The 25248-nt window shown below is 49.8% G+C and carries 25 protein-coding genes; 19 read left to right on the top strand and 6 right to left on the bottom strand.

Translation table 11 applies throughout. The features are described 5' to 3' along the window. Positions 1 to 21: 21 nt before the first annotated feature. Positions 22 to 144, bottom strand: coding sequence for a hypothetical protein (locus tag HUK38_RS15345; protein ID WP_275284999.1), 123 nt, complete (start codon positions 142 to 144; stop codon positions 22 to 24). A 74-nt stretch (positions 145 to 218) separates the two neighbouring features. On the opposite strand from HUK38_RS15345, the gene HUK38_RS03295 reads away from it, so the two are divergent. Together HUK38_RS03295 and HUK38_RS03290 are read left to right on the top strand one after the other, a co-directional pair. After that, on the top strand, positions 219 to 893 hold the full coding sequence (locus HUK38_RS03295) for a phosphatase PAP2 family protein (RefSeq protein ID WP_182582442.1): 675 nt from the start codon (positions 219 to 221) through the stop codon (positions 891 to 893). Positions 894 to 949: 56 nt separating this feature from the next. Continuing rightward, positions 950 to 1282, top strand: coding sequence for a S24 family peptidase (locus tag HUK38_RS03290; RefSeq protein ID WP_182582440.1), 333 nt, complete (start codon positions 950 to 952; stop codon positions 1280 to 1282). Positions 1283 to 1348: 66 nt separating this feature from the next. On the opposite strand, the gene rlmKL is transcribed toward HUK38_RS03290, so the two are convergent. Then, a complete protein-coding gene (gene rlmKL, locus HUK38_RS03285; RefSeq protein WP_182582438.1) occupies positions 1349 to 3535 on the bottom strand; it encodes a bifunctional 23S rRNA (guanine(2069)-N(7))-methyltransferase RlmK/23S rRNA (guanine(2445)-N(2))-methyltransferase RlmL in 2187 nt (728 codons plus the stop codon). Between the two features lie 179 nt (positions 3536 to 3714). Here rlmKL and HUK38_RS03280 point away from each other — a divergent pair, with 179 nt between their 5' ends. After that, a complete protein-coding gene (locus tag HUK38_RS03280; protein WP_182582436.1) occupies positions 3715 to 3873 on the top strand; it encodes a hypothetical protein in 159 nt (52 codons plus the stop codon). A 238-nt stretch (positions 3874 to 4111) separates the two neighbouring features. Here the strand turns inward: HUK38_RS03280 and HUK38_RS03275 are convergent, their stop codons facing one another. Further along, positions 4112 to 4270, bottom strand: coding sequence for a hypothetical protein (locus tag HUK38_RS03275; RefSeq protein ID WP_182582434.1), 159 nt, complete (start codon positions 4268 to 4270; stop codon positions 4112 to 4114). 231 nt (positions 4271 to 4501) lie between these two features. Here HUK38_RS03275 and HUK38_RS15030 point away from each other — a divergent pair, with 231 nt between their 5' ends. From HUK38_RS15030 to HUK38_RS03245, 8 genes are all read left to right on the top strand, one after another. After that, positions 4502 to 4639: a hypothetical protein gene (locus HUK38_RS15030; RefSeq protein WP_182726408.1), complete on the top strand. Its 138-nt coding sequence runs from the start codon at positions 4502 to 4504 to the stop codon at positions 4637 to 4639. Between the two features lie 427 nt (positions 4640 to 5066). Then, a complete protein-coding gene (locus HUK38_RS15340; RefSeq protein WP_275284998.1) occupies positions 5067 to 5201 on the top strand; it encodes a hypothetical protein in 135 nt (44 codons plus the stop codon). A gap of 79 nt (positions 5202 to 5280) precedes the next feature. Then, positions 5281 to 6120 (top strand): lectin-like domain-containing protein, encoded by an 840-nt coding sequence (locus HUK38_RS03270; protein WP_182582432.1) that lies wholly within the window; start codon positions 5281 to 5283, stop codon positions 6118 to 6120. Between the two features lie 221 nt (positions 6121 to 6341). Next, entirely contained in the window at positions 6342 to 6674 is a 333-nt protein-coding gene (locus tag HUK38_RS03265; RefSeq protein ID WP_182582430.1) for a DUF6883 domain-containing protein, read from the top strand. A 10-nt stretch (positions 6675 to 6684) separates the two neighbouring features. Beyond that, positions 6685 to 6903, top strand: coding sequence for a DUF4926 domain-containing protein (locus HUK38_RS03260; RefSeq protein ID WP_182582429.1), 219 nt, complete (start codon positions 6685 to 6687; stop codon positions 6901 to 6903). A gap of 191 nt (positions 6904 to 7094) precedes the next feature. Beyond that, positions 7095 to 7298, top strand: coding sequence for a type II toxin-antitoxin system HicA family toxin (locus tag HUK38_RS03255; protein WP_182582428.1), 204 nt, complete (start codon positions 7095 to 7097; stop codon positions 7296 to 7298). Beyond that, entirely contained in the window at positions 7295 to 7510 is a 216-nt protein-coding gene (locus HUK38_RS03250; protein WP_182582427.1) for a type II toxin-antitoxin system HicB family antitoxin, read from the top strand. Before HUK38_RS03255 ends, HUK38_RS03250 begins: the two co-directional genes overlap by 4 nt. Before the next feature lie 162 nt (positions 7511 to 7672). Further along, the gene (locus HUK38_RS03245; RefSeq protein ID WP_182582426.1) at positions 7673 to 7870 is read left to right on the top strand and encodes a type II toxin-antitoxin system HicB family antitoxin; all 198 of its coding nucleotides are present in this window, start codon (positions 7673 to 7675) and stop codon (positions 7868 to 7870) included. A 655-nt stretch (positions 7871 to 8525) separates the two neighbouring features. Here the strand turns inward: HUK38_RS03245 and HUK38_RS15495 are convergent. Beyond that, positions 8526 to 9164 (bottom strand): BRO family protein, encoded by a 639-nt coding sequence (locus HUK38_RS15495; protein WP_182582425.1) that lies wholly within the window; start codon positions 9162 to 9164, stop codon positions 8526 to 8528. Positions 9165 to 9499: 335 nt separating this feature from the next. On the opposite strand from HUK38_RS15495, the gene HUK38_RS03235 reads away from it, so the two are divergent. The 6 genes from HUK38_RS03235 (at position 9500) to HUK38_RS03210 (ending at position 16308) form a co-directional block, all read left to right on the top strand. After that, a complete protein-coding gene (locus HUK38_RS03235; protein WP_182582424.1) occupies positions 9500 to 12388 on the top strand; it encodes a class I SAM-dependent DNA methyltransferase in 2889 nt (962 codons plus the stop codon). 87 nt (positions 12389 to 12475) lie between these two features. Then, positions 12476 to 12886, top strand: a complete 411-nt coding sequence (gene crcB, locus HUK38_RS03230; RefSeq protein WP_182582423.1) for a fluoride efflux transporter CrcB — start codon at positions 12476 to 12478, stop codon at positions 12884 to 12886. A gap of 16 nt (positions 12887 to 12902) precedes the next feature. Next, positions 12903 to 13256 carry a DUF190 domain-containing protein gene (locus tag HUK38_RS03225; protein WP_238787421.1) on the top strand — a complete coding sequence of 118 codons (354 nt, stop codon included), beginning with the start codon at positions 12903 to 12905 and terminating at the stop codon, positions 13254 to 13256. Between the two features lie 78 nt (positions 13257 to 13334). Continuing rightward, positions 13335 to 14633: a hypothetical protein gene (locus HUK38_RS03220; RefSeq protein WP_182582421.1), complete on the top strand. Its 1299-nt coding sequence runs from the start codon at positions 13335 to 13337 to the stop codon at positions 14631 to 14633. Positions 14634 to 14681: 48 nt separating this feature from the next. Continuing rightward, positions 14682 to 15647, top strand: coding sequence for a DUF58 domain-containing protein (locus HUK38_RS03215; protein WP_182582420.1), 966 nt, complete (start codon positions 14682 to 14684; stop codon positions 15645 to 15647). 25 nt (positions 15648 to 15672) lie between these two features. Further along, positions 15673 to 16308, top strand: a complete 636-nt coding sequence (locus HUK38_RS03210; RefSeq protein ID WP_182582419.1) for a hypothetical protein — start codon at positions 15673 to 15675, stop codon at positions 16306 to 16308. Between the two features lie 403 nt (positions 16309 to 16711). On the opposite strand, the gene purB is transcribed toward HUK38_RS03210, so the two are convergent. Then, entirely contained in the window at positions 16712 to 18094 is a 1383-nt protein-coding gene (gene purB, locus HUK38_RS03205; protein WP_202985508.1) for an adenylosuccinate lyase, read from the bottom strand. After that, positions 18094 to 20760: an aconitate hydratase AcnA gene (acnA, locus tag HUK38_RS03200; protein ID WP_182582418.1), complete on the bottom strand. Its 2667-nt coding sequence runs from the start codon at positions 20758 to 20760 to the stop codon at positions 18094 to 18096. Before acnA ends, purB begins: the two co-directional genes overlap by 1 nt. 114 nt (positions 20761 to 20874) lie before the next feature. Here acnA and HUK38_RS03195 point away from each other — a divergent pair, with 114 nt between their 5' ends. Further along, complete coding sequence (locus HUK38_RS03195; RefSeq protein ID WP_182582417.1) at positions 20875 to 23910, top strand: type ISP restriction/modification enzyme; 3036 nt, start codon at positions 20875 to 20877, stop codon at positions 23908 to 23910. A gap of 124 nt (positions 23911 to 24034) precedes the next feature. Then, entirely contained in the window at positions 24035 to 25237 is a 1203-nt protein-coding gene (locus HUK38_RS03190) for a serine/threonine protein kinase (RefSeq protein WP_182582416.1), read from the top strand. Positions 25238 to 25248: the final 11 nt, after the last annotated feature.

Here is a 25248-nt window from a genome sequence, read left to right as displayed (position 1 = left end):
ATGTGGCAATGCAGTGGATGGTCATTGATGATTGAGTGGCAAAAATTCAATATGCCGCTCAAGTAGCGCCGCCATCCGGCACAGCCTGGCAAATAATTCAACTCGCGCCGTGCCGAATAACACGCCCGGCGCGGTATTAAACAACTCGCCCTATCCGTGACCAACGCGATTGTAACAGCTTTGGACGCGGTGCGGGTGGACAGGTTATGATTATGGGAATGCGCAACTTGACCGTCACTCAATGGATCATAATAATTGCCAGCGTTAATTTGCTATTGGCGTGGCCGCAACTTGACTTGATGATTACGCAATGGTTTTATCAACCTGGCAGTGGATTTATCATGCGCGGGCAATGGTGGGAGCGACTGCTGTATCATTCCATTGGCTACGTCATTGCCGGCGTGTTATTGAGTTTAATTGCGATTTGGTGGATCACCCGCCGCCATTTTCATTCCAGCCCATTCGCCCACGCCATTCACCGCAATTTACCCGGCTTGACCGGCCGCACTCTGTTATTACTCTTGGCGTTATTAGTGACGGTGCCGGGGTTAATTGTTAATCAAGGCTTGAAAGAACACTGCGGCCGCGCCCGCCCAATTGAAACCGTGCAATTTGGCGGAATGAAACGTTTTACGCCCGCGTTTATTCCATCTGATCAGAGCGGCGGTTCATTCAGCTCCGGTCACGCCGCTGCCGCATTTTATTTGATTGCGGTTGCAGCAGCATTACAGGCAACCCAGCGGCGGTGGTTAATACTTGCCACGCTTTATGCCAGCGCCATTGCACTATCACGCATTGCCAGCGGCAGTCATTTTTTGAGTGATGTGATTGTGTCGGGCGGATTGGTGTGGCTGGGCTGGCGATTATTGTTTTATCAATCATTGACCAAATAATTAACTGATCGTTGCCGCGCTTTAGCGTGGAAACGCACCACGAGTAACACCATCTAATGAAAGTTTCAATTGAACCAGATAATAATTGTTCCGCCGCTGAACCCGTTGCTTTGCAGGTATTAGGGATTGACATGGCGCCGGAGTTTCCGGACGGGTGTATTATTATTTTCGAGCAGAAAACTGAATACCAACCCGGCATGTATGTCATTGCCGAAGTGAATGGCGAGCGGTGGTTTCGGCAATACCAGCGCGATCATCAAGGTCAAGCGTGGCTGGTGGCATTAAATCCGATGTTTCCCGATATTCCATTGGCGGGATTGAATTGGAAAATATTGGGTGTGGTCACGCAGCGCAATATCAAACGTCAAGTGAAGCATTACAATTATTAAATGAAAAGGCGTTTAATTAACTTGCGGTTGCGTTTCCACACTGGCGCACGGGTAATAATCAAATTATTACGCCATTTTAAAGCGCCAGCAGCGATGCACCTGCGGGGTGCGGGCGAAATCACGCGGGATGGTCGAGCGCGTGATGTCCTCGGGTTGCCACTCCGCCAGCGCCGCCTGATCGAGCCGAAACCCGCGCCGATTGGTGGAAAAAATCAACTCCCCGCCCGCCGCCAGCAACGCCACCGCCGCTTGGATTACGTCAACATGATCGCGTTGCACGTCAAACGTCGTGGTCATGCGCTTTGACGTGGAAAAGGTCGGCGGGTCAAGAAAAATCAGGTCAAACTGCTGCCGCGCCCGCTGCGCCTCGGTCAACCACTCCAAACACTCGGCTTGAATCACGCGATGCTGCGGCGCGGCAAACCCGTTCAGTGCCAAATTCCGCCGCGCCCAATCGCAGTAAGTGTTTGATAAATCAACCGTTGTCGTGGACAGCGCCCCGCCGGCCGCCGCGTAACAACTCGCCGTTGCCGTGTACCCAAACAGGTTGAGAAACCGCCGCCCCGCCGCTCGATCACGCAACTGGCGCCGCGTGAGGCGGTGGTCAAGAAACAGCCCGGTATCCAAGTAATCGGTCAAGTTGACCAGCAATTGCAACCCGTCCTCCGCCACCGTCAGCCACTGCCCCGCCGCATCCTGCCGCTCGTACTGCGCCGTGCCGCGCTGCCGCTGGCGGATTTTGCACACCACCGCCGAGGCCGGCAGTTGCAATTCCTCCGCAATCACCGCCACCGCCTCGCGCAACCGCCGCCGCGCAATTGTCGGATCAATGCTGGCCGGCGCCGCGTATTCCTGCACCTGCGCAAAGTGCCGAGCGGGCGCGGTCGCCGTCGCCACGCTGGTGTAAATGTCAACGGCGACCGCGTACTCGGGCAAATCGGCATCGTAGAGGCGGTAACAACTGATCTGCTCGCGCTGCAACCAACTGGTTAGAGTGCGGCGATTTTTGCGCAGACGATTGGCGAACATTTCCGCGCCAGCACTGCGCTCGATCACGGGCAGCGGCCGCGGCTGGTGCGACATCACCAACGCGGGCGTGACGCTGAAATGCAGCAGGCGGCAGTCCAGTTGCCCGTTAAACAAGCGATGCTGGCGCGTCGCCCGCAAACCAATCTGCTTGCCCAACTCGGGATTGGCGGTCAACACGGCCGCGTGCCAACCGTCAAAGCGGTCGCGCAACAGTTGCCCGAGCTGTGCGTACAAATTCTCCAACTCGCCCTCGTCACCGCTCAACCGCTCGCCGTAGGGCGGGTTGACCACGACTAAACCCGTGTCGCCAGCGCGGCGCGGGCGACTGGCGCTGAGGTCGCGGCATTCAAAATGCACGTCACCGATCAAGTCAGCGCGGGCGAGATTGCCGAGCGCGGCGCGGATGGCGGACGGTTGCGCGTCGTACCCGGTGATCGAGCCGCCGTCACGTCGCCAGCGCGCTAATCCCGCCGCTCGGCGTTCGGCCGCTTCACTGACCAATGCTGCCCACGCGGCGGCGTCGTGACCGTGCCACGCGGTAAATCCCCACTGCTGGCGCTGTAACCCCGGGGCGATGTCGGCGGCGATCAGCGCAGCTTCAATCGGCAATGTCCCAGCGCCGCACATCGGATCAAATAACGCCGCGCCGTCGGCTGCGAGTTGCGCCCAACCTGCGCGTAACAGCACGGCGGCGGCGAGTGTTTCTTTCATCGAGGCGGCGCTGAGTTGTTCCCGATAGCCACGGCGGTGCAGCGAGTGGCCGGACAAATCGAGACTGAGCGTGACCTCGTCGCGGAACAGGTGCGCGTACAGGCGGATGTCCGGTTGCGATACGTCCACGCTCGGGCGTTCTCCGCTGCGGCGGCGGAATTGATCCACGATGGCGTCCTTGATTTTCAACGCGGCAAAGTGGCTGTGAGTCAGTTGCGATTGGGCGCAATCTACTTGCACGGCGAAGGTCTGCGCGGGGGAAAAATGTGCTGACCAATCAATGCTATCGGTGCCGGCGTACAGCGCCTCGGCATCGGTGGCGGTGAACTGTGCCAGCGGCAGCAGGACGCGATTGGCGACCCGCGACCACAGGCAAGCGCGGTAGGCGTCGGTCAAGTTGCCAGTCAGGTGCGCCCCCGCCCGCGTTTCGTGTGCCGTTTTAAGACCCAGTTCGCACAATTCACTGGTCAGCAATGCTTCGAGATGGCGGGCGGTGGTGACAAAGAATTTCATGTTAAATCAAGCTGTTGCAGCAGAATGTGAAATAAATCTTCAACAAGCGTTTTTAAAGAAATAGCTGACTTGTCAAAGGGTTACAAGAATTTGTCAAGTAAACTTGCAATATTAGCAAACACTGATATAATTATAATCATATCAACCACAGTGTTGTGTTACTCAGACAGGAGGCAGTTATGTTAGCCGGTTTAGCAGTTGTAGCGTTACTCGTCGGTAGCATCCAAACAACGGTGTTGCTTTCCACCACAGAGCAAGCGGACGCACAGGCGGTGTCCAGTTCAGCGCCGCAAACGGTGCAAAATACTGCACCAATCAATGTGTTAGATGAGAATTAAGCGCGGTTTTTATGATCGCATGATGCAGAAGAGTCTGCACCTGACCTGCGCACCAGCGCGGGATTTGTCACTTTGACAGCACTGTTGATTTAACGCAACAGTTGTTGCAGAAATAACCGACGGCAGCGGCATTCTAACCCGCTGACCGTCGGTTAATTTTTTCTCGTCCCCCAACACTGCTTTTTGAGCGGTCTCGTGCGTCAGCGTGGGAACGGAATCTTCCTGAAAAATCAACCCGTTAAATCCACACCGGCGTCACCTCTGTCGTTGTCTTCCCAATTTCCACGTCAACATTCACATCTGCCCAGGGCGGCGGAAGTTTAGCGTGCCGTCGTCTGGATTTGCGCATTCGTGGGCGACAGGTGCGGGTGCGTTGAGCGGCGCGGCTAATTGTCATTCCCGCGCAAGCGGGGATCCAGACTGCGACGATTGCTGTGCTGGATTCCCGCATTCGCGGGAATGACGAGGAGTGCGGGAATCCAGAATGACGAGGAGTGCAGTTTTTAATTGGCTGTTCATTCGCATTTAACAGCCGGCGGCGGGGAGCGGCGCCTTTTTGATGTTATTTAATTGCGCTAACAGCGGTTGATTGAGCGGTTTTGGGCGTCAGTGTGAGACTGCAGATTTTATGATGAAAATCAATCATTTAACGGTCGTAGCGGGCGTGAATACGGCGCAACATTGGATGGCGCGGCTCAGTTTTGGCATTTTTCAGCAATTACTTTTATTTCAATGGGTTACAGCACCGCAGGGGGGTGGGGTGTAAAAAATCCTGACACCATTCGCCAAAGCCCTGTTTTGTTCTATCTAGTTGAAATCACTGCTTTTTTAGTTTTAGCGGTGTCTGGTGTCTGTTAGAACACCACAAAAAGTGTAAAAAATCCTGACATGCAAAATTGAGCGGTAGTTGGCGGTTTTTTGTCAATAAATACTTTATTATTCAAGTAGTTAGGTATTAAACAACGCTACTTTGTGTCATAAAAAATGTCAGGTTTTTTTACACTCATTTGCCAAAAATAAAGTAACGCTTTTGCTTATCTGATTGATTTTTTAAGAGAATTAGTTTTTGGCATAGGATGTGCATTAAATTTGGCGTAACGGCCGAACAATCATTGAGCCGCTATTTTTTAGTGTGCCGTACAATGTGTATCAAGTTCATCACACAAAACACAGCATTTCCGACCGACACTGTAATGAAGCTTTTAGCAAAGTCTATTGCGTCTATCATTCACTGCCGCTTGGCAAACATGAAAACAAAACTTGCCACTGCTTTAATTGCATTGACCGCCAGTGGCTTTGCAGGATTAGGTGCAGCACGGCGGCGGTAATTGAAAGCCAGTTCATTCGCAGCGTAAATTACTTGCAACAACCCTAATAATTGACTAATCAAACCAACGGAAATTGATCATGACTATTAAACCAACCACGTTTTTAACCTCTGCACTGTTATTATCCAGTCAACTAGCATCAGCCGCCGCACTGGATTTTAATGATTTTTCTAATACCACAGGATTACAGTTGAATGGTGCCGCCACAGTAACAGGTGGGATATTACGCTTAACGCCTGCAACGAATAATCAAAGCGGGTCAGTGTTTTCTTCTGATCGGATCATGCTCGATGCTAATACTTCGTTTAGCAGCATGTTTCAATTTCGTATTACTAATTCTGGTGGAAACAGGGACACAGACGGAATAGGCGCAGACGGGTTAGTATTCGTAATGCAAACGATGTCCAATACCGCTGGTACTATTGGTGGTGGTATGGGTTATAAAGGATTATCGCCCAGTTTTGGTGTTGAATTCGACACATGGAACAATAGCGGTTGGGATGACAACAACGGCAATCATGTCGGCATAGATTTGAATGGCGACATCAATTCCGTTACACAAGTAGCTGTGCCGACCCGCATGAATAATGGCAATGTTTGGTCGGCATGGGTTGATTATAATAGCGTGTCGGATTCAATGGAAGTGCGCTTGATTGAAGGTACGGAAGAGGCGCGACCAGAGGTTGCGTTATTAAGCTATACAATCAGTTCAACAGCTTTACCGATTACCGAGAATGGTGCGTTTTTTGGTTTTACCGCCGGCACCGGTGGAGCTTATGGTGCGCATGAGATTTTGAATTGGAGCTTGGAAACTCATCAAGTCGCCGAACCCACCACCCTCGCCCTCCTCGGCATTGGTTTTGCGGGATTAGCTGCCACGCGGCGGCGGCAATTAAAAACCCGTTCAGTGGCGGCGTGATGTAATTAAAAGATGGGGTTGGATTGCCCGTTGAGTGGTGATCCAATCACCCCCGCATGTAACCCCAAATTGTTATCCATCACCGGAACACTTGGGGTTATTTTTCATTGCAGATGTGTTGCTGTTTTTTTGCACACCGCCGTTATGATGGATAAACACCTACGGCATTGAGTGGCCTTATTTAGTCTGTTGGTGTTAGATTGCTTGATTGATAAAACGCAGTGAAAATACCCAACGCAGACACCGCAATTGTTGACATCCGAAAACTCACAGACTACTGCCTGAGCCACACGCATCCTAGAGGTCAACATAAAGCAAAAGTCTTTTTATCTGCATTGGGACTCACAACCAACCATGCAAAAGAATTGCAGAATGTTTTATTACAAAAAGTGAGATGCGTAGATTGCAGCACCGGCACCGCTGATGAATATGGTGCGCGTTACAGTGTTGATTTTATGTATGTTAGAGAAAATAAAAAAGCAATGGTAAGAAGTACATGGATCATTAAAACCGGCGAAAAGACGCCCCGCTTAACATCCTGTTTTGTCTTATGAGATCAATTGCATGTCAAATACCATTAAAACATTAGATGTCGTTGCATTACTGCGCGCCATGCCCGAAGCACAACTCGTCCAGGGACAAGTCGGCACTGTCGTTGAGGTACTGAGTGAATCCGCGTGTGAAGTTGAATTTTGCGGCGATGATGGCAACGTTTATGCGACACTCGCCATTAAAAACCAAGATTTAATGGTCTTGCATTATTCACACATTCAAGCTGCCTAAAATCATTATGGCAATTCAATCGGCCCGACGCGGCGGCGGCAATTAAAAACCCGTTTATTGGCGGCGTGAGTGAATTAAACGCAGGGGTTGGGTTGCGGTCACTCAGCGGCTGCAACCTGTATTGAACCCCCGGTCAACAGCAATGATGACTGAATGATTGGGGGTTATTTATAACTCGTTTGAAGCACATCGTGCCAAAGAAAATTAGAGAATTAAAATCGCTATTGTATAAAGCAGGTTGTGACCTTGAGCAAGGCAAAGGCAGCCATACGAAGTGGTCGCATCCTTTATTGACTGATAAACTGATTCTGTCAGGTGCAGATGGTGCGGACGCAAAACCTTATCAAGAACGTGCCGTTTATCATTATCTTAATCACATCACTAAACAACAATGAATAGTCACTACAGCGTTCTCATTCAATGGTCGGATGAAGATGACTGCTATATCGCCGCTCTCCCTGAGTTTGGCCCCTACGCGCTAACACATGGAGATAGCTATGAAGAAGCGTTTCATAACGGACAAGCGGTATTAGCATTACTGATGGAATCCACCGCACCATTACCACCACCAAATGTTTTTCATGCTGCTATTGAAACTATCGCGTGATATTAATTGACAGTCCAGCATTGGCACCTTCGGATTAAACACAGCGCGGCGGCAATTAAAAACCCGTTCAGGGGCGGTGTGATTGAATTATTAAATGCAGTGGTTGGGTTGCCGGTTGAATAGCAATCCAACCTTTTCTGAATCCTCGACAGGATAAAACGCATGAAATATTCCGTTGTATTAGAACAATCAGAAGAAGGCATCGCCGTTTTTGTCCCCGGACTACCGGGCTGTCATTCGCAGGGCGCAACTGAGGCAGAAGCATTAGCAAACATCGTGGATGCAATTATCGAATATCTTGCCGTGATTAACGAATTAACACGCGGTAAAACTGTGCGTGACATTGAAATCGCAGCGTGAATTATGCCGACCTATTCGGGCGTCAATCACCTTGCCGCAGTTAAAGCATTAGAAAAAGCTGGTTTTTGGATTGCCAGATAAGGCAAACATATTGTGATGACGAATGGCCACCGAATCATTACTGTGCCGCGTCATAATCCAGTTAACGCAATCACCATGGCGAAAATCATCCATGATGCGGGCCTTGAGTTTGAACAATTTAAGCGCCTGTTATGATTAAAAAATATTTGCCCTGCACTCGCCACCTTCGCCTTCCTCAGCATTGGTATTTTCGGATTAAATACAGCGCATTGGCAATTAAAGCCCCGTTTATTGGCGGCGTGAGTGAATTAACCGCAATGGTTAGGTTGCGGTCAATCAGCGGCCGCAACTCGTATTGAAAACCCTAATTATTGGTTAATAGAGCGACTTGGATTTTATGTTTAATTTTGCAGAAGTTATGCCGTCAAAGCGTCAATTTTTGATTGATCGTTCCCACGCTGGGACATGGGAACGCTTAAATCACAACCAATGATTAATGCACCGACGTTTGCAAAAACTCAATAATGCTCGTGTGCCATTTGATTTGCCGCACTGGCGTACCGTCCTGATGCTTTTTACCCGTGTCAAGATAAACACCAAACTGCTGCCCTAATGGGGTTAATTCATAATAAAGCTATGTTGATTGTTTCCATGTTTCAGCGTGGGCACAATTAAAAAGTTTCAAAGCACGATCATCAAACCATTCGCCACGCAAGCGATAAACATCAGCATCGGCATGTAGCGCCCGCTCATCTGCAAATCTATTTTCAGCTTTACGATAGGCGACTAACTCAAGTGTGCTGCTATTACCGGTTTGGAGTTGACGCAAGCGTTGTTGTGGGTTGCGTGATATTCCCAGTTTTACATGACCGGTTTCACGTTCACGAATGGCATAAACGTACATATCCGGCAAGTCATCCGGCACTTCAAAGTTATTTAATGCTTTGAGTATCGCTTTACTGTCTAACACCTGTTCAAGTATTTGCTTTTTTATTGCGTTAAACTTTGCATTGCGGCAGCGCATGATCAGCGCGTAGAGACCAGATTCATTGATTACCGTCATATTTTGAGCGCCGCGAGAAGTCTGCATTGAACACGGCCTCTTTTCATCATCATCCAACTTACCGACAGCGTCACGATGATTACTAATACTAAGTATTAAACAAACATCCGCCGCGACAAACCAGGGTTCACCGTCGCGCATAATGACGCGCACTTCGCGTTGAATTGATTCTGATTCGGGAAAAAAGAACGGAATGATTTGATTAGACACGATGTGTCTCCTTCTAGTTTCTCAATTAAAAAGCCAAAGTTGGCACCGGGGCTTGAGACCGCTAGAAGACGGCGGGCTTATTTAGATATATCGCCGCACCCCGGCATAAATCGGGCGCAATAAAAACGCGCAAAAATAAAAAGACCGCATGTCTGACGGGACGGCATCCGCTTCTAGGTGTGTCTCAAGCACCAATCAATACGTTAAACCCATTTAATGATACTTGTCAATCATTCCCCCCGCTTTTTTTCACTCCCGCCCGCGCTGACATGACAAAATAGCAGTCCGCGTTCATAATAGCGCCTACTCCAATCAATTCCAGCGCGACTAATACCATGACTCCCGACGAATTCATTATTAAATGGCAGCGCGCCACCTTAAAAGAGCGGGCGGCAGCGCAAGAACATTTTTGCGATCTGTGTCAATTATTAAATGAATTAACACCGGCGGCGGCTGATCCAACCGGCGCGGTTTATTGTTTTAAACATGGCACGATTAAAACCACCGGCGGTCAAGGCTGGGCGGATGTGTGGAAAAGTGGTCATTTCGGCTGGGAATATAAAAGCGCGGGTAAAAACTTAGATCAGGCATTAAAAAGATTGCAATTTTACGCACCGGCGTTGAATCATCCGCCGCTATTGATTGTCTCCGATATGGAGCAAATCATTATTCACACCGCCTTTACTGGCACGGTGCCGGATCAATACACGCTGACATTAAATGACCTGCGCGATCCGTCCAAGTTGCAGTTATTAAAATGGGCGTTTTCTGATCCCGAAAAATTGCGGCCAATTGATACAACTGCGGCATTAACTGAAAGAGCGGCGCGTCAATTCAGTGAATGGGCGGCGGCGTTGCGTCAGCGCGGCCATGATTCGGCCGCGGTGGCGCATTTTAGTCAGCAATTATTATTCTGTTTATTTGCGCAAGATATTGGATTATTGCCGAATCAGTTATTCACGCGGTTATTAGAAAATGGCTTGAAATATCCCGCGCAAGTTGAACAGATGTTGACCAATTTATTAGATACGATGGCGACGGGTGGGTTATTCGGATCAGAAGCAATTGATTGGTTTAATGGCGGGTTATTTGCCGAGGTGCAGCCGTTGCCATTAGAAACGGCAGATTTGAAAACGCTGCATTCATTCACTAAATTGAATTGGTCTGCGATTGAACCGAGCATTTTCGGGACGTTATTCGAGCGCGGGCTTGATCCAAAACAGCGGGCGCAATTGGGTGCGCATTACACCGATCCCAATTCAATTATGCGATTGGTGGCGCCGGTGGTGTTAATGCCATTGCGTAAAGAATGGCAGAGCGTACAAAAAGAAATGCTGCAATTAAAAACGGCAGCAGACGCGGCGAAATCGCCCACTGTGCGTGATAAACAATTGACTAAATTGCGGGCGCTTTTGACTGGAATGTTGGAGCGGTTAAATCAATTTCACGTCTTGGATCCGGCCTGCGGCGCGGGTAATTTTCTATTCTTAGCATTAAAAGGGTTAAAAGATTTAGAGCATGAAATTATTTTAGCGGGTGAACAATTCGGGTTAATGCGCGCCTCTCCAACCGTCAGTCCGCATAATGTGTTGGGGATTGAAAAGAATCATTACGCGGCGGAATTGGCGCGGGTGACGGTGTGGATTGGTGAGATTCAGTGGATGCTGCAACATGGGTTTTCATTATCAAAAAATCCGATTTTAAAACCAATTAACAGTATTGAACAGCGCGATGCGGTGGTGAATGCAGATGGCAGCGAACCTGACTGGCCAACCGCCGATGTCATTATTGGTAATCCGCCGTTTTTAGGCGGCAGTAAAAAGCGCGGGTTATTAGGGGATGATTATTTCACGGCATTAGAAACCATTTACGCCGGACGTGTTCCCGCTGGTGCTGATTTGGTGTGTTATTGGTTTGAAAAAGCACGAGCGCAAATAGAAACTGGCAAAGCGCGGGCGGCAGGATTGGTTGCCACGCAAGCAATTCGTAATAATAGCAACCGTAGTGTTTTAGAACGCATCCTGCAACAAACAAGAATTTTTCATGCCTGGTCTAATGAACGATGGACTAATGATGGTGCAAATGTGCATGTTGCTTTTATTTGCTTTGGTCAATCTAAATTGCCAACCGTATTAAATGGACAAGTGGTTAATAGGATTTATGCCGATTTAACTGGACAAGCCGCCGGTGATTTAAATTGTGATGTTACCAATGCTCAACCATTACCTGAAAATGTCGCCACCTGTTTTGAGGGAATTAAAAAATACGGTGCATTTGATATTGACGGTACACTTGCACGGCAGTGGTTGACGACACCCAATCCCGCCGGACATCATAATCAAGATGTCATTAAACAGTGGCGTAATGCCCAAGACATGATGGGGCGCGGTCAAGATCAATGGATTATTGATTTTGGCGTGAATAGATCAGAACAAGAAGCCGCTTGCTATGAACTCCCTTTTGAATATGTGCAATTACATGTTCGCACTATACGCGCTCAACAAAGCAATGAACGCCTCCGCCGATTATGGTGGTTACATGAAAGACCACGCACCGATATGCGCCGTGCATTAAATACATTACCGCGCTACATTGCCACGCCCCGTGTTGCCAAACATCGCATATTTATTTGGTGTGAATCTGGTATAATACCCGACACACGGTTATTAGTAATTGCACGCGCTGATGATGTGAATTTTGGCGTTTTAACATCACGGATTCATCATATTTGGTCATTGGCAACCTGTGCGTGGCATGGCGGTCAAGGTGCAACTTATAATGCAAATACTTGCTTTGCAACCTTTCCCTTTCCAATTGGCTTAACCCCCGCCGACACTGCCAACCATGCAATTGAAACTTTGAATAGCGGCGCTATTATTCCTAGCGTTGCAATTGAATACCGCGCTCATGCAATTGTGATTGCCAAAGCCGCACACCAATTAAATCAACTGCGTGATCATTGGTTAAATCCGCCCGACTGGATTGATCGCGTACCAGAAGTCGTGGCTGGTTATCCCGACCGCATCATTGCCAAACCCGAATACGCCGCGCAATTAAAACAGCGCGCCCTAACCAATTTGTACAATCAACAACCAGCGTGGTTAGTTAATGCACATCAGCAATTAGATCAAGCAGTGGCGGCCGCGTATGGTTGGCCAACGGAATTGACTGATGCCGAGATTTTACAGCGGCTATTGCAATTAAACCAAGCGCGGGTAGAATAATTTCCTGCTGAATTTCATAGATAAATTTATTGAAAGTGTACAAAAAATCATGCACCACCGATTAAAAACACTTGTTGGATGCACTGTATGACAGTATTCGCCGCCATCGCAATATTCATTGGTGCCGGCAGCGGCGCACTCCTCCGTTGGCTATTGGGTAGTTTATTCAATCCACTATTCCCAACCTTGCCACTCGGCACATTAGCGGCCAATTTACTCGGCGGCTTTTTAATTGGCGTGATATTAGCGTGGAGCGCCCGCCACCCGGGTTTACCACCCGAAATTCGCCTCTTTTTAATTACCGGATTTTTAGGCGGATTAACCACCTTCTCCACTTTTTCCGCCGAGGTCGTCAATTTATTATCGCGGCGCGAATGGCTATGGGGCATCATTGCCATCAACGCCCATTTAATTGGTTCATTAACCCTCACCGCCGCTGGGTTAGGTATTGCCCACTGGCTCATGTTACGCGGCGGACTCAATACGCCGATTCATTAACAATCAATTACAATTGATGACAGTCAGGTCAGCAATCATGCACGGATGTTTTCTCAAGTTTTATGTCGCAGAAAATCGCATTCATCATCACAAACTGACTTACGAATGGTTATTAGAAGAGGCCGAAGCATTCGGATTACACGGCGGCTCCGCATTTCGCGCCCTCGCGGGATTTGGGCGGCACGGGCGCTTACACGAAGAGCATTTTTTTGAATTAGCAGGCGATCTAGCAGTTGAAGTTGGCTTTGTCGTGACCGAAGATGAAGCCGACCGTTTTTTAGCGCATTTAGCCAAAGAATCACTCGATTTGTTTTATATTCGCGTACCGGTTGAAGCGGGCTTTACTTTATCTGTTACACAGCATTTATAATCACCGCATTAATTGACATGCTTCACACCGCCGTGTACCGTGTTCATTCAATTCATTTATTCAACGCATTGATTTAACATGACTTCATCATCATTCACCACCGCCTCGCCATCCCGCCGTTATTTACCCTGGTATTTGACTACCGCTATTGTTTTTAGCTGCGGACTCATTCTGACTGTGGCTGGACTGCGACTGTGGTATTTTCCCACACCCGCACCGTCCGCTGCCGCCGCGCACCGCTGGTCGGTTGACACCCTCACCACCCTGCACGGCAGCGCCCGCCCGCGTGGTCAGCGGTTACAGGTCACATTTGATGCCGACGGGCGGGCTGTGGTGAATTTACCACTAACAGCGCGCACTGCTGGGCAATACAGTTTCATTGTGGTACGCGGGCAACATCTGCACCGCCTGAGTGGCGCCGTGTTACTGTGGCAAACGCAACACACTCCGGATTCATTATTTCTCAACGCGCCACCAACGTTTGGCGCACTGCACGAGGCCACGCTGCCGCTCAACGGCTGGTCGTCGCTGTGGCTACCGTTACATGATCTCCCAGAATGGTCGGATCAGGTCGCTCGGCTGGCGCTCGGTTTGCAGGGCGCGCCCGGGCAACGCATTGAAATTGAACAGATTAATCTGCTACCGCTGACCCTGACCAACCTGCTACGTTACACAGTCGCGCAGTGGACAAGTTATCAACCCTGGGCGCAGCCGGCGATCAACGCGGTGCCGGGTCTGACCGCACTGCCCGCGCCGCGCCTGCGCCTGCCGCTGGTGATCGCAGTGGTGATGAGCAGCGCGGCGCTGTATCTGCTGCTGGTGCTGGCACAGCGGCGTTGGGTAAATGCGACACTCCAGTGGGACTGGCGCGTTATTGCAACACTGGTGTTAATTGGTTGGGGCAGTTTGGATGTGCCCTGGCAATGGCAATTGCAGCGCCAGCAATTAGAAACGCAAGCGTTATTTGCCGGTTATGATAATGAACAACGGCGGTATCGCGCTGAAGATGGGTGGTTATATGAGTTGATGGTGCAAATCAAACAGCAAATAGCGCAATTATCACCGCCGCCCAGCGCAATTGATCCTGCCGCGTCACTCGCTCCGCGGATTTTAATTGCCAGCAGTGATGATTATATTGGAATGCGCACCGCGTATCATTTATTACCGTATCGCGTGGCGTGGCAGCGCGGGTCACAAGAATTACCCGCCGCTTCATTGATTCAACGCGGGGATGTCGTGGTCGTGATTCAATCGCAACAGGTGAATTATCAACCCGCGCAGCAGCAATTAACTTGGCTATTCAATTCCCAGCCGCAGCAGATCGCCGTTGACGTGCTGTTTAATCACCAGTTGGGCAGCGTATTTCGGGTGCGTTAATTAAAAATCACCCGTCATATTCACCAGCATCAGAGCGGTTTTTAATTGATGTTTACTCACGCCTATTCCCCAGATGATCCCCGCCAATGGTGCGTTTCAGCGGATGATCTCATTGCCCTGCGCACGCAGGTTGTGACTGGGTTTAATCACGGCCGTTATGATTCACCATTCGCTGGATTGCACCGCACCCACCGACGCGGGCGCGGTATGGATTACCGCGAAGCGCGGCATTATCAAGCGGGTGATGATTTGCGCAACATGGATTGGCGCATCACCGCCCGCACCGGCCGCCCGCACGTCAAGGTATTTGATGAAGAGCGCGAGCGCCCGGTGATGGTGGTGGTGGACTGCGGCGCCGGCATGTTTTTTGCCAGTCGCGGCGCTTTCAAAATGGTGTTAGCCGCCCGCCTTGCCGCGTTATTTGGTTGGTCAGCGATTGCGCACGGGGATCGGATTGGCGCGGCGCTGTTGTCTGACCCGCCGCTGGAATTGCCGCCACGCGGTGGGCGCAGTGGACAAATGCGCCTGATCCGAGCGTTGGTCGCGGCGGGCGAGCCGACAATTGGTTTGCACAATCCGCCCAATCCTGCCGCGCTGCCGCAAGCACTGGCGCGGCTGCTGCGCGTTGCCCGCCCGGGGAGTCAGGTGATCTTGCTGTCGGATTTTCACCACTTGACCGCCGACGTCGGGCAAACCTTGCAGCGGCTGGCGCGGCATACCGACCTGCGCGCCGTGCAACTGATTGATCCGCTTGAATTAAAACCGCCGCCGCCGGGACAGTACGCCATTCGTACCGCTGCCGGCGGTGGCATCATTGATACGCACAGTCGCGTCGCTCGCCAGCGTTACGTTGCGCAATTACAACAGGCGCAGGCGCGGCTGGAAACGTTGATGGCGCAAAGTGGTGTGGCGCTGGTGCGGGTGTTGACCAGTGACGATGCCGTGTCGGCATTTGCCCAACTGGCGCGAGCCACGCCGCGTCGCCCACTGTTGCATGTCAACAACTTGTCGTAACCCTGTTGTTTATTGGTCATCTTTAATGAACAATGACTACTCCGCTGAACCTGATTTCCGCGTAACTACCATGTGTTTCAATCACGCCACTTTGCTCAACTCACCCTATTCCTGCGCCGCCCTGATCGCCATTAGCTTGACGGTGACGGGCTGTGCGACCACCCCCGAGCGTCAGGATGATGCGACCCCGCCGGCGCCATTCACCGATGCCGCGCCACCCGCCGCCGCCAAACGCCTACCCACATCGGTTGCCAAACCAGGGGAAAATTATGCCGGGCAATGGATTGCGGGGGTGTTGCCGATCACCGTTCCGCCCAACGCCCCGACCTGTCACCAGTGGGGGGCGCAGTTATTTCAACGCCTGACTAATGAATTGGCGGCGGCAAATACGTTTGCATTCGTCATGCCATTGGAAAGTCGCGCCCGACCGAATGAAGCGGATGTGTTATTGGATTTGCAGTTAATGACTGCGACAACCACGCCGTATTTGCAATTGAATGCGATTAATAAAGCCACGCAGCGAGTGGAATTGCAACGGCGTTATCCATTGCAGCGGGCAAATGATCCGTGCACGGCAACTGATACGCATTCGTTATTGGCGTTTAGTCAGGCAATTAAAGGAGATTTGCGGCGTAAGTTTAATCGTCCGCTGGCGTATTAGCGGCGGGATTGATGCGCGTTGTATAATTGATGCCGCCGCTGGCCCCGCCCGTTTAATCGGGGCGTGATTTATACCTGATTTAACAACGGCGGCTTTTGTGTGGCATTGCGAAATGCTGTCTAAAAATAGCGTTGAATTGCACTTACTCTTCGTCATTCCTGCTTATACGCGAATTCAGCGACGGCGCATTCTGATTCCCGCTATCGCAGAAATGACGATATTAATTGCCGTATTGAAATCAAATTATCTTGGATTGACATAGTCTCGACTGTTTTCACTTGTGTTGTTTTGTGAATAACAAAAATACTTTGCAAGAGTAAACAGCGTGACCACCATACGAATACCGTTCTGGATTGAGCGCCCCCACGTTTCCACATGGGAACGGTCACTACACGTTGTTTTATTAAACTCCCGCCGCCAATTCCGCCGCCTTACCTAAATAATTCGCGGGTGTTAATAACAACAATTCGGCTTTCACCGCGTCGGGCAATGCCAATTGATTAATAAAACTGGCCAGATCATCACTGGTCAAGCGCCGCCCACGAGTCAAGGTTTTTAATTTCTCATACGGCTGCTCAATGCCATACCGCCGCATCACCGTTTGAATGGCTTCGGCTAATACTTCCCAATTCCCATTCAATTCAGCCGCCAAACGCTCTTCATCCGCATCTAATCGCGCCATGCCGCGTTGAATGGATTGCAACGCTAATAACGTGTGTGCCATACCGACGCCTAAATTGCGCAAAACGGTTGAATCAGTTAAATCACGTTGCCAACGCGAGATTGGCAATTTTGCCGATAAATGCGCAAATAACGCATTGGCCACGCCTAAATTGCCCTCGGCATTTTCAAAATCAATCGGATTGATTTTATGCGGCATGGTGGACGAGCCAACTTCATTCGCCACTACCTTTTGTTTGAAATAACCGAGCGCAATATAACTCCAAATGTCGCGGCAATAATCAATTAAAATGGTATTAAACCGCGCAATGGCGTCAAATAATTCTGCCATGTAATCGTGCGGTTCAATTTGCGTGGTGTAGCCATTCCATGTTAATCCCAAGCGCGTCACAAATGTTTTTGATAACTCCGGCCAATTGATTTCAGGATATGCAATACAATGCGCATTGTAATTGCCAACTGCACCATTGAACTTGCCTAATAACTGCACATTGGCAATGACCGTGCGTTGCCGCCGCAAGCGTTGCACGACATTGGCTAATTCTTTACCAACCGTCGTTGGCGTGGCCGGTTGACCGTGCGTATGCGCTAATAACGGTAATTCAGCGTAGCGATGCGCGGCGGTGCGAATGGTATTAATGACCGCGTCCATTGCAGGTAATAAAACCGTCTCGCGGGCGGTGCGCAGCATTAACCCGTGCGCTAAATTGTTAATATCTTCAGACGTGCAAGCGAAATGCACAAACTCCGCAATTGCCGCCAATTCCGGCTGCTCAACCAATCGCTCTTTAATGAAATACTCCACCGCTTTAACATCGTGATTAGTGGTGGACTCGATGTCTTTAATGCGCTGCGCATTGGCGAGTGAAAAATCAATTGCAATTTGTTCTAAATATTCCCACGCGGCAGCGGATAATGGCGGGACTTCGGCAATTTCGGGCGTCGCGGCTAATAATTGCAACCAGCGTACCTCGACTAAGACGCGCTGGTGCATTAACCCGTATTCACTAAAGATCGCCCGCAATTCAGCGGTTTTATTGGCATAACGCCCGTCAATCGGTGAAATTGCCGTTAATGCTGATAATTCCAACACTGGTGTTTTCATTAATTGCTCTCCATGGCCAAGCGGCGCACCACATACGGCAATATCCCGCCGTGTTGGTAATACTCCCATTCGTTTGGCGTATCAATGCGCACTTGCGTATTGAACTGAATCATCGCCCCCGTTGGCGTGGTTGCGCTGATTAACAACTGCCGCGTATCAGCAGTGAGATCGGGAATTGAAAACAATTCTTCACCGGTTAAACCTAATTGCGCGGCGCTATCGCCCGCCATGAATTGCAATGGCAAAATACCCATGCAGACTAAATTGGTGCGGTGAATCCGTTCATAACTTTCGGCAATGACAGCGCGGACGCCGAGTAATTGCGGGCCTTTCGCCGCCCAATCGCGTGATGAACCGGAGCCGTATTCTTTACCGGCAATAATAATGACCGGCACCTGTTCTAATTGATAGCGCATGGCCGCATCATAAATGGTCAATAATTCACCGCTGGGTTGATGACGAGTGACGCCGCCCTCGGTACCGGGTGCTAATTGATTGCGCAAACGGATATTGGCAAAGGTGCCGCGCATCATTATCTCGTGATTACCGCGCCGCGCTCCGTAAGAATTAAACTCACTCGGTTGGACGCCGCGTTTTAATAGATAACGTCCGGCCGGGCTGTCACGTTTGATATTACCCGCCGGTGAAATATGATCGGTCGTGACTGAATCACCTAATACCGCTAAACAGCGGGCGTTGTGAATTGAAGTTAATGGCGCGGGCGTCAATGTCAATTGCTTAAAATACGGCGGCTGTTGAATATAAGTGGAATTGACATCCCACGCGAATTGTTGCCCCGTCGGCGCGGCTAATTGCTGCCAGCGTTGCTCGCCACGAAACACATCCGCATAACTGGCAATAAAATCGGCACGACTTAAATGCGCGGTCATTGCCTGTTGAATGGCGGTTTCATTCGGCCAAATATCACGCAAATACACCGGCTGCCCCGTTTTATCATTCCCAAGCGGCTCGTTAATTAAATCAATGTCTATTCGCCCGGCAATCGCATAAGCGACTACGAGCGGCGGCGACGCTAAATAATTCAAGCGCACTTCGGCATGAACCCGCCCTTCAAAATTGCGATTGCCCGATAATACGGCCGCGACGGTTAATTGCCCGTCGTTAATTGCGTTTGATACCGCCGTATTTAATGGACCGCTATTGCCAATGCAGGTGGTGCAGCCGTAGCCGACGACGTGAAATCCTAACGTTTCCAATGGGTTAAGTAATCCCGCCGCAGCCAATGCGCGGGTGGCGACTTGCGAGCCGGGCGCGAGTGACGTTTTCACCCACGCCGGCACCATTAAACCGCGAGCGACGGCGTTGTGTGCTAATAAACCGGCAGCAAATAATACACTTGGATTCGACGTATTAGTGCAGGAGGTAATTGCGGCAATGACTAATGCACCGTCGCGTAATTCAATTGATTGCCCGTCAATGGCGATGCTGACGGGTGTGCCGGCGCAGCCGCGCTCGCGGTGCATCGCGGCAAGTGCTTGATTGACATTGGTTTTTAAGTCAACCAACGCGACGCGATCTTGCGGGCGTTTCGGGCCGGCGAGGCTCGGCACGACGCTGCCCAAATCGAACGTGAAGCCTTCGCTGTACACGGCGGGCGCGGCGTGGCTGCCACCAAACCAGTTTTGGGCGCGGGCGTACTGCTCGACCAGCGCGATTTGCGATTCGGGGCGGCCGCTCAGGCGTAAAAACGCGATTGTGACGGCATCGAGCGGGAAAATGCCGCAAGTTGCGCCGTATTCTGGCGCCATGTTGGCGATGGTGGTGCGCTCGCCCATCGGCAAATTGGCGACGGCGGGGCCGTAAAACTCGACTAATTTGCCGACGACGCCGTGCTGGCGTAGCCGTTCAACTAGTGTTAATACCAAATCGGTCGCGGTGGTGCCGGGTGATAATTGCCCAGTTAATTCAACACCGACCACTTTGGGAATTAACATTGAGATCGGTTGACCTAATAACGCGGCCTCCGCTTCAATTCCACCGACGCCCCAGCCTAATACACCTAATCCATTAATCATGGTGGTGTGTGAATCAGTGCCAACCACCGTGTCGGGATACGCGATTAATTGCCCATCATTTGATTGCGCGAATACCACGCGGGCGAGATGTTCAACATTGATTTGATGAATAATGCCATTACCCGGCGGCACGACTTGGAAATTAGCGAATGCACTCTGCCCCCATTTGAGGAATTGATAGCGCTCTTGATTACGGGCGAATTCACATTCAGTATTGCGGGCGGCGGCATTCACATCACCGGCATAATCCACTTGGATTGAATGATCTATGACTAATTCGGCGGGTGATAATGGGTTAATACGCGCTGGATCACCACCCAATTGACGCAACGCATCGCGCATTGCCGCTAAATCCACGACCGCCGGCACACCAGTGAAATCCTGCATTAACACTCGCGCTGGGCGGAATTGAATTTCGCGGTCAGGTTCGGCGGTTGCATCCCAATTGAGTAGCGCCTCAATGTCAGCGCGGCGAACAGTGACGCCGTCTTCGCAACGCAATAGATTTTCTAATAAGATTTGTAATGCAAATGGCAAGCGCGCCGCACCGGGTAAATCAGCAAGGCGGTGAATGGTGTAATGTTGATCGGCGACGGTGAGGGTGGCGCGGGTATTAAAACTGTTGAGCATAGGGGTTCCTGAAATCAATTAACACAGGGTCGTGGTGAGCGGGTTATAATAGCAAATTGGGCGGGCGATGTGAAGCAACGCATCATGCTGACAACTTTAACAGGCGAATGAACAATGCACAATGCCATTCAACAGTATCAACGCAAACTAGATGATTTATACCGCGTGGCGGGTGCCGATAATGAAGGCAGCTTACGCAAAGCATTTGAACAATTATTAGAAACGCTCGGGCATGAACAGCAGCTTATTTTAGTGAACGAATACGAAATCAAAACTGCGGCGGGCAATACGATTCGCGTGGACGGTGCGCTGGTGGATCGTATTCGTTTGGTGCATGGTTATTGGGAAGCGAAAGATGCAAAAGATGATTTGGATAAAGAAATTACCGCTAAATTTGCGAAAGGTTATCCCCGAGATAATATCATTTTTGAGGATACGCGCACGGCGGTATTATTTCAAAATGGGCTGGCCGTCATGCGCTGTCCGACGGATGATGGCAAACGATTAGAGCAGTTATTAACCAAGTTTTTTAATTATGAACTGCCCGCTGTCGCCGATTTTCGCCAAGCACGGCAGCAGTTTATGATTGAATTGCCGGGCGTGGCGGCGGCGCTGCGTGAATTATTAGCGCAGGCATATCAGGAATTAGATTTATTCCGGCAACAGGCAGATTCATTTCTCAAAACCTGTCGCCGTTCAATTGGTGCGCAAGTGACGGCAAGCGATGTGGATGAAATGCTCATTCAGCATTTATTAACCGATCAAATCTTCGCGGCAGTATTCACCAATGCCATTTTTCATCGGGAAAATCATTTAGCACAGGCACTGGTTAAATTAGAAAATACCTTTTTACGCGGCGATACCCGCCAGCAGTTATTAAAACGGTTAGAGCCGTATTTTGCCGCCATTCGACGCACGGCCGCCAATGCAATTACCTCCTATGAAAAACAGGAATTTCTTAAACAAGTTTATGAGGATTTTTACACCGCTTATAATCCAAAACAGGCGGATAAATTGGGGATTGTTTATACGCCGCGTGAGGTGGTGCGGTTTATTATTGAGGGTTGCGATTGGTTGGCGCAGCAGCATTTTAATAAAAGTTTAGCCGATCCTGAATTGGATATTCTCGATCCGTGCATGGGCACCGGCACGTTTGTTATTGATTTAATTGATTATTTGCGCGGGGATAAACAGGCATTAAAACGCAAATTTGCGGGTGAAATTCACGCCAATGAAATTGCGATTTTGCCCTATTACATTGGCTGTTTGAACATTGAACAAACCTATTATGAAGCGACCGATCAATGGTGCGAATTCACCGGCGCGTGTTTTGTCAATACGTTGGCAAATTGGCAAATGGGTTTAATTCAACATGGTGAGGTGAATGATTTGCTCGGCAGTATTACGGAAGAAAATCACCGCCGCACGATGACGCAAAAGCAGCGGGTGATTCCGGTCATCATGGGTAATCCACCGTATAATGCCAATCAAAAAAATGCGAATGATAATAATCAAAATATGATTGAAAAAACGGCGGATGCACGAATTAAAGAAACGTATTTAGCGGCGAGTACCGCGCAAAAAACTAAATTGTATGATCCATTCGTGCGCTTTTTGCGCTGGGCGTCGGATCGAATTGGGGAATATGGAATTGTTGCGTTTATTAGCAATTCGTCTTTTATTAGCGCTCGCAGTTTCGACGGTTTCCGTCAAGTAGTGGCGCAGGAATTTCAGGAAATATGGGTTATTGATTTGAAAGGAAATGCGCGCACTAGCGGCGAATTAAGGCGGTGTGAAGGGGGCAACGTTTTTGATGATAAAATTCGTGTTGGTGTGGCAATTTATTTTTGTGTACGTCAAAAAAATCCTGATTTACATCAATCATGTCGTATTCACTATCTAGCGGTTGCTGATTATTACAGTGCATTAGGAAAACGCCGCTGGCTGAATCAACATTCATTACGCACATTAGAGCGTGCCGGTGAATTTCGGCGAATTAAACCGACGGCAAAAGGTGAATGGTTGAATCAGCCGACCGCCGATTGGAGTCATTGGATAGCGGTGGCGAGTAAAGACGGGAAAGCGGGGAAATCGGACGAGGTGATTTTTCAGTTGTTTTCATTTGGAGTGGCAACTAATCGAGATGAATGGGTGTACGGATTAAGTGAGGAAACTGTTGCGCAAAAAGTGCAGTATTTGATTCGCTATTACGAAGCGAAACGATCAGACGTAAATGCACATGATGGCGGTATCAAATGGACTCGCGCATTAAAAAATGCCTTAGTTAGCGATGTGCCGTGTCGTTACGATCCGTCTTATTTGAGCAGTGCATTGTATCGTCCTTTTGTTAAACGTGTTTTGTATTTTAATGCACAACTAAACGAAATGCTTTACAAACAACAAAACATATTCCCGCTGCAAACAGCCAATTTGGCTATTGCAATTAATGGTGTCACGAATAGTACGCGGTTTGAAACTATTGGCATTCGATATTTGCCAGATTTGCATTATTGTGGGGATACGATAACGCTCCCATTGTGGACGTATTTATCTGATGGCACCCAACACGACAACATCACCGATTGGTCATTAAATCATTTTCAACAGCATTATCACGACGCCACTATTAATAAGCGGGCAATTTTTGATTATGTCTATGCCGTGTTGCACGACCCGCGTTATCGGCAACAATTCGCGCTTAATTTGAAAAGTGAATTCCCGCGTATTCCAACCCATCCCGAGTTTTGGGCATGGTCGCGCATTGGTGGTGAATTGGTGCAATTGCACACCGAATTTGAAACGGTGCCGCCGTGGCCATTAAAGCGAATTGAGTATGACAGCAAAACTGCGCCTAAATGTCGGTTAAAAGCGAATAAAACTGATGGCACGATTGAAATTGATAGCGCGACAGTTTTAACCGACATTCCCGCCAGCGCGTGGGATTATCAACTCGGCACTCGTTCGGCATTGGAATGGGTATTAGATCAATACAAGGAACGGACGCCCAAAGACTCGACCATTCGGGAACAGTTTAATACTTATCAATTCGCTGATTATAAAGAACAGGTGATCGAGTTATTGGCGCGAGTGTGCCGGGTGAGCGTGGCGACGGTGAATGCGATGGAGCAATTAACACAGTTGACGTGGTAAGATGACAATGCGGCACGTTGGGATCAATTGATTGAGTTATTTGCGCAACGCAACTGTCGCACTTGTCAGTTAAAATAAATCGGATCAATGTTGACAAAATAGACCAGCGGCGGGTTATCCCATCATGCACCCAGATTCTAATCTCACCGCACTACCAGTCGGGACACGTCTTAATGAATTTATCATTCGAGAGTTACTCGGGCGGGGTGGCGTTGGTATTGTGTATGCTGCCGAACATGCCATGCTCAATGAGTTATTTGTTATTAAAGAATATCTACCCTGGGATTTAGCATACCGCGATGCCGGTGATCGGGTATGTCCATTCCCGGGCATGGAACAACGCTTTGATTATTTACGCGGTAAGTTTTTAGAAGAAGGGCGGATGTTAATAGACATGGCGCGGCCGCGGGGACATCCTAATCTTGTCGAAGTGACTGCCGCATTTCGGGAAAATGACACCGTTTATTTATGTATGCGCTTTGAACGCGCCCGGACACTCGCTGATCTTTTATTAAAAAAACCCAAGCTAAATGAAGCGCGTATTCGTGCTTGGTTATTCCCGTTATTAGACGGCCTCGCCCATGCACACTCGCGCAATATTTGGCATCGTGATATTAAACCATCCAACATCTTAATTCGGGATGCCGATCACAGCCCCGTGTTAATTGATTTCGGCGCCGCACATTGGGATCGGCCGAATAAAACTGTCACCGTCATTGCGCAATACACGCCCGATTTTGCCGCGCCGGAGCAATTAATTGGTGGTGAAAAGGGACCGTGGACTGATATTTATTCAATGGCCGCGACCTGGTTTTTTGCACTGACCGGCAGCCCGCCCTTATCTAATGAACTATCCAGTAAATGGTATTTGCCGTATAGCGATCAATTCAGTTTATTATTTTTGAAAGCGCTCCATGCGGCGCTTAAAACCGACCCGCATGATCGCCCGCAAACGGTTAATGCGTGGCGGGCGTTATTTACCCGCCCAGCGCCGGCGGTAGTGCAGTCCCCATCATCTGATGTCGCCACCGCTGCGCCGCCCCGCCCGCCCGTGATCGTGGTATCAATGCAACAGCAATCGTCGGTGTGGGGTATGGATACGCAAGCCTTGACGCTGGCGAACACAGGTTTGGAAGACCTGTATTTTGTGGCGGCAGATGAGGATGACGCCGAGGACAGTCCGCCGCCGGCCGCGCCACCAACGGTCACACCGCCGTTATTTGATAACGACAGCGCGGCGGGCCACTGGGTGAAAATTGCCATCGGACTGGTCAGCGCCAGCATTATCATCGCGCTCGCCCTTGTCGCGTGGCTACAATTCGCCTGACCCGCCCCGCT

This window comes from Thiospirillum jenense, assembly GCF_014145225.1.
GTDB classification, from domain to species: domain Bacteria; phylum Pseudomonadota; class Gammaproteobacteria; order Chromatiales; family Chromatiaceae; genus Thiospirillum; species Thiospirillum jenense.
The sequence above is the reverse complement of the archived record's forward strand: the minus strand, read 5'-3'. Positions and strand labels throughout refer to the sequence as shown.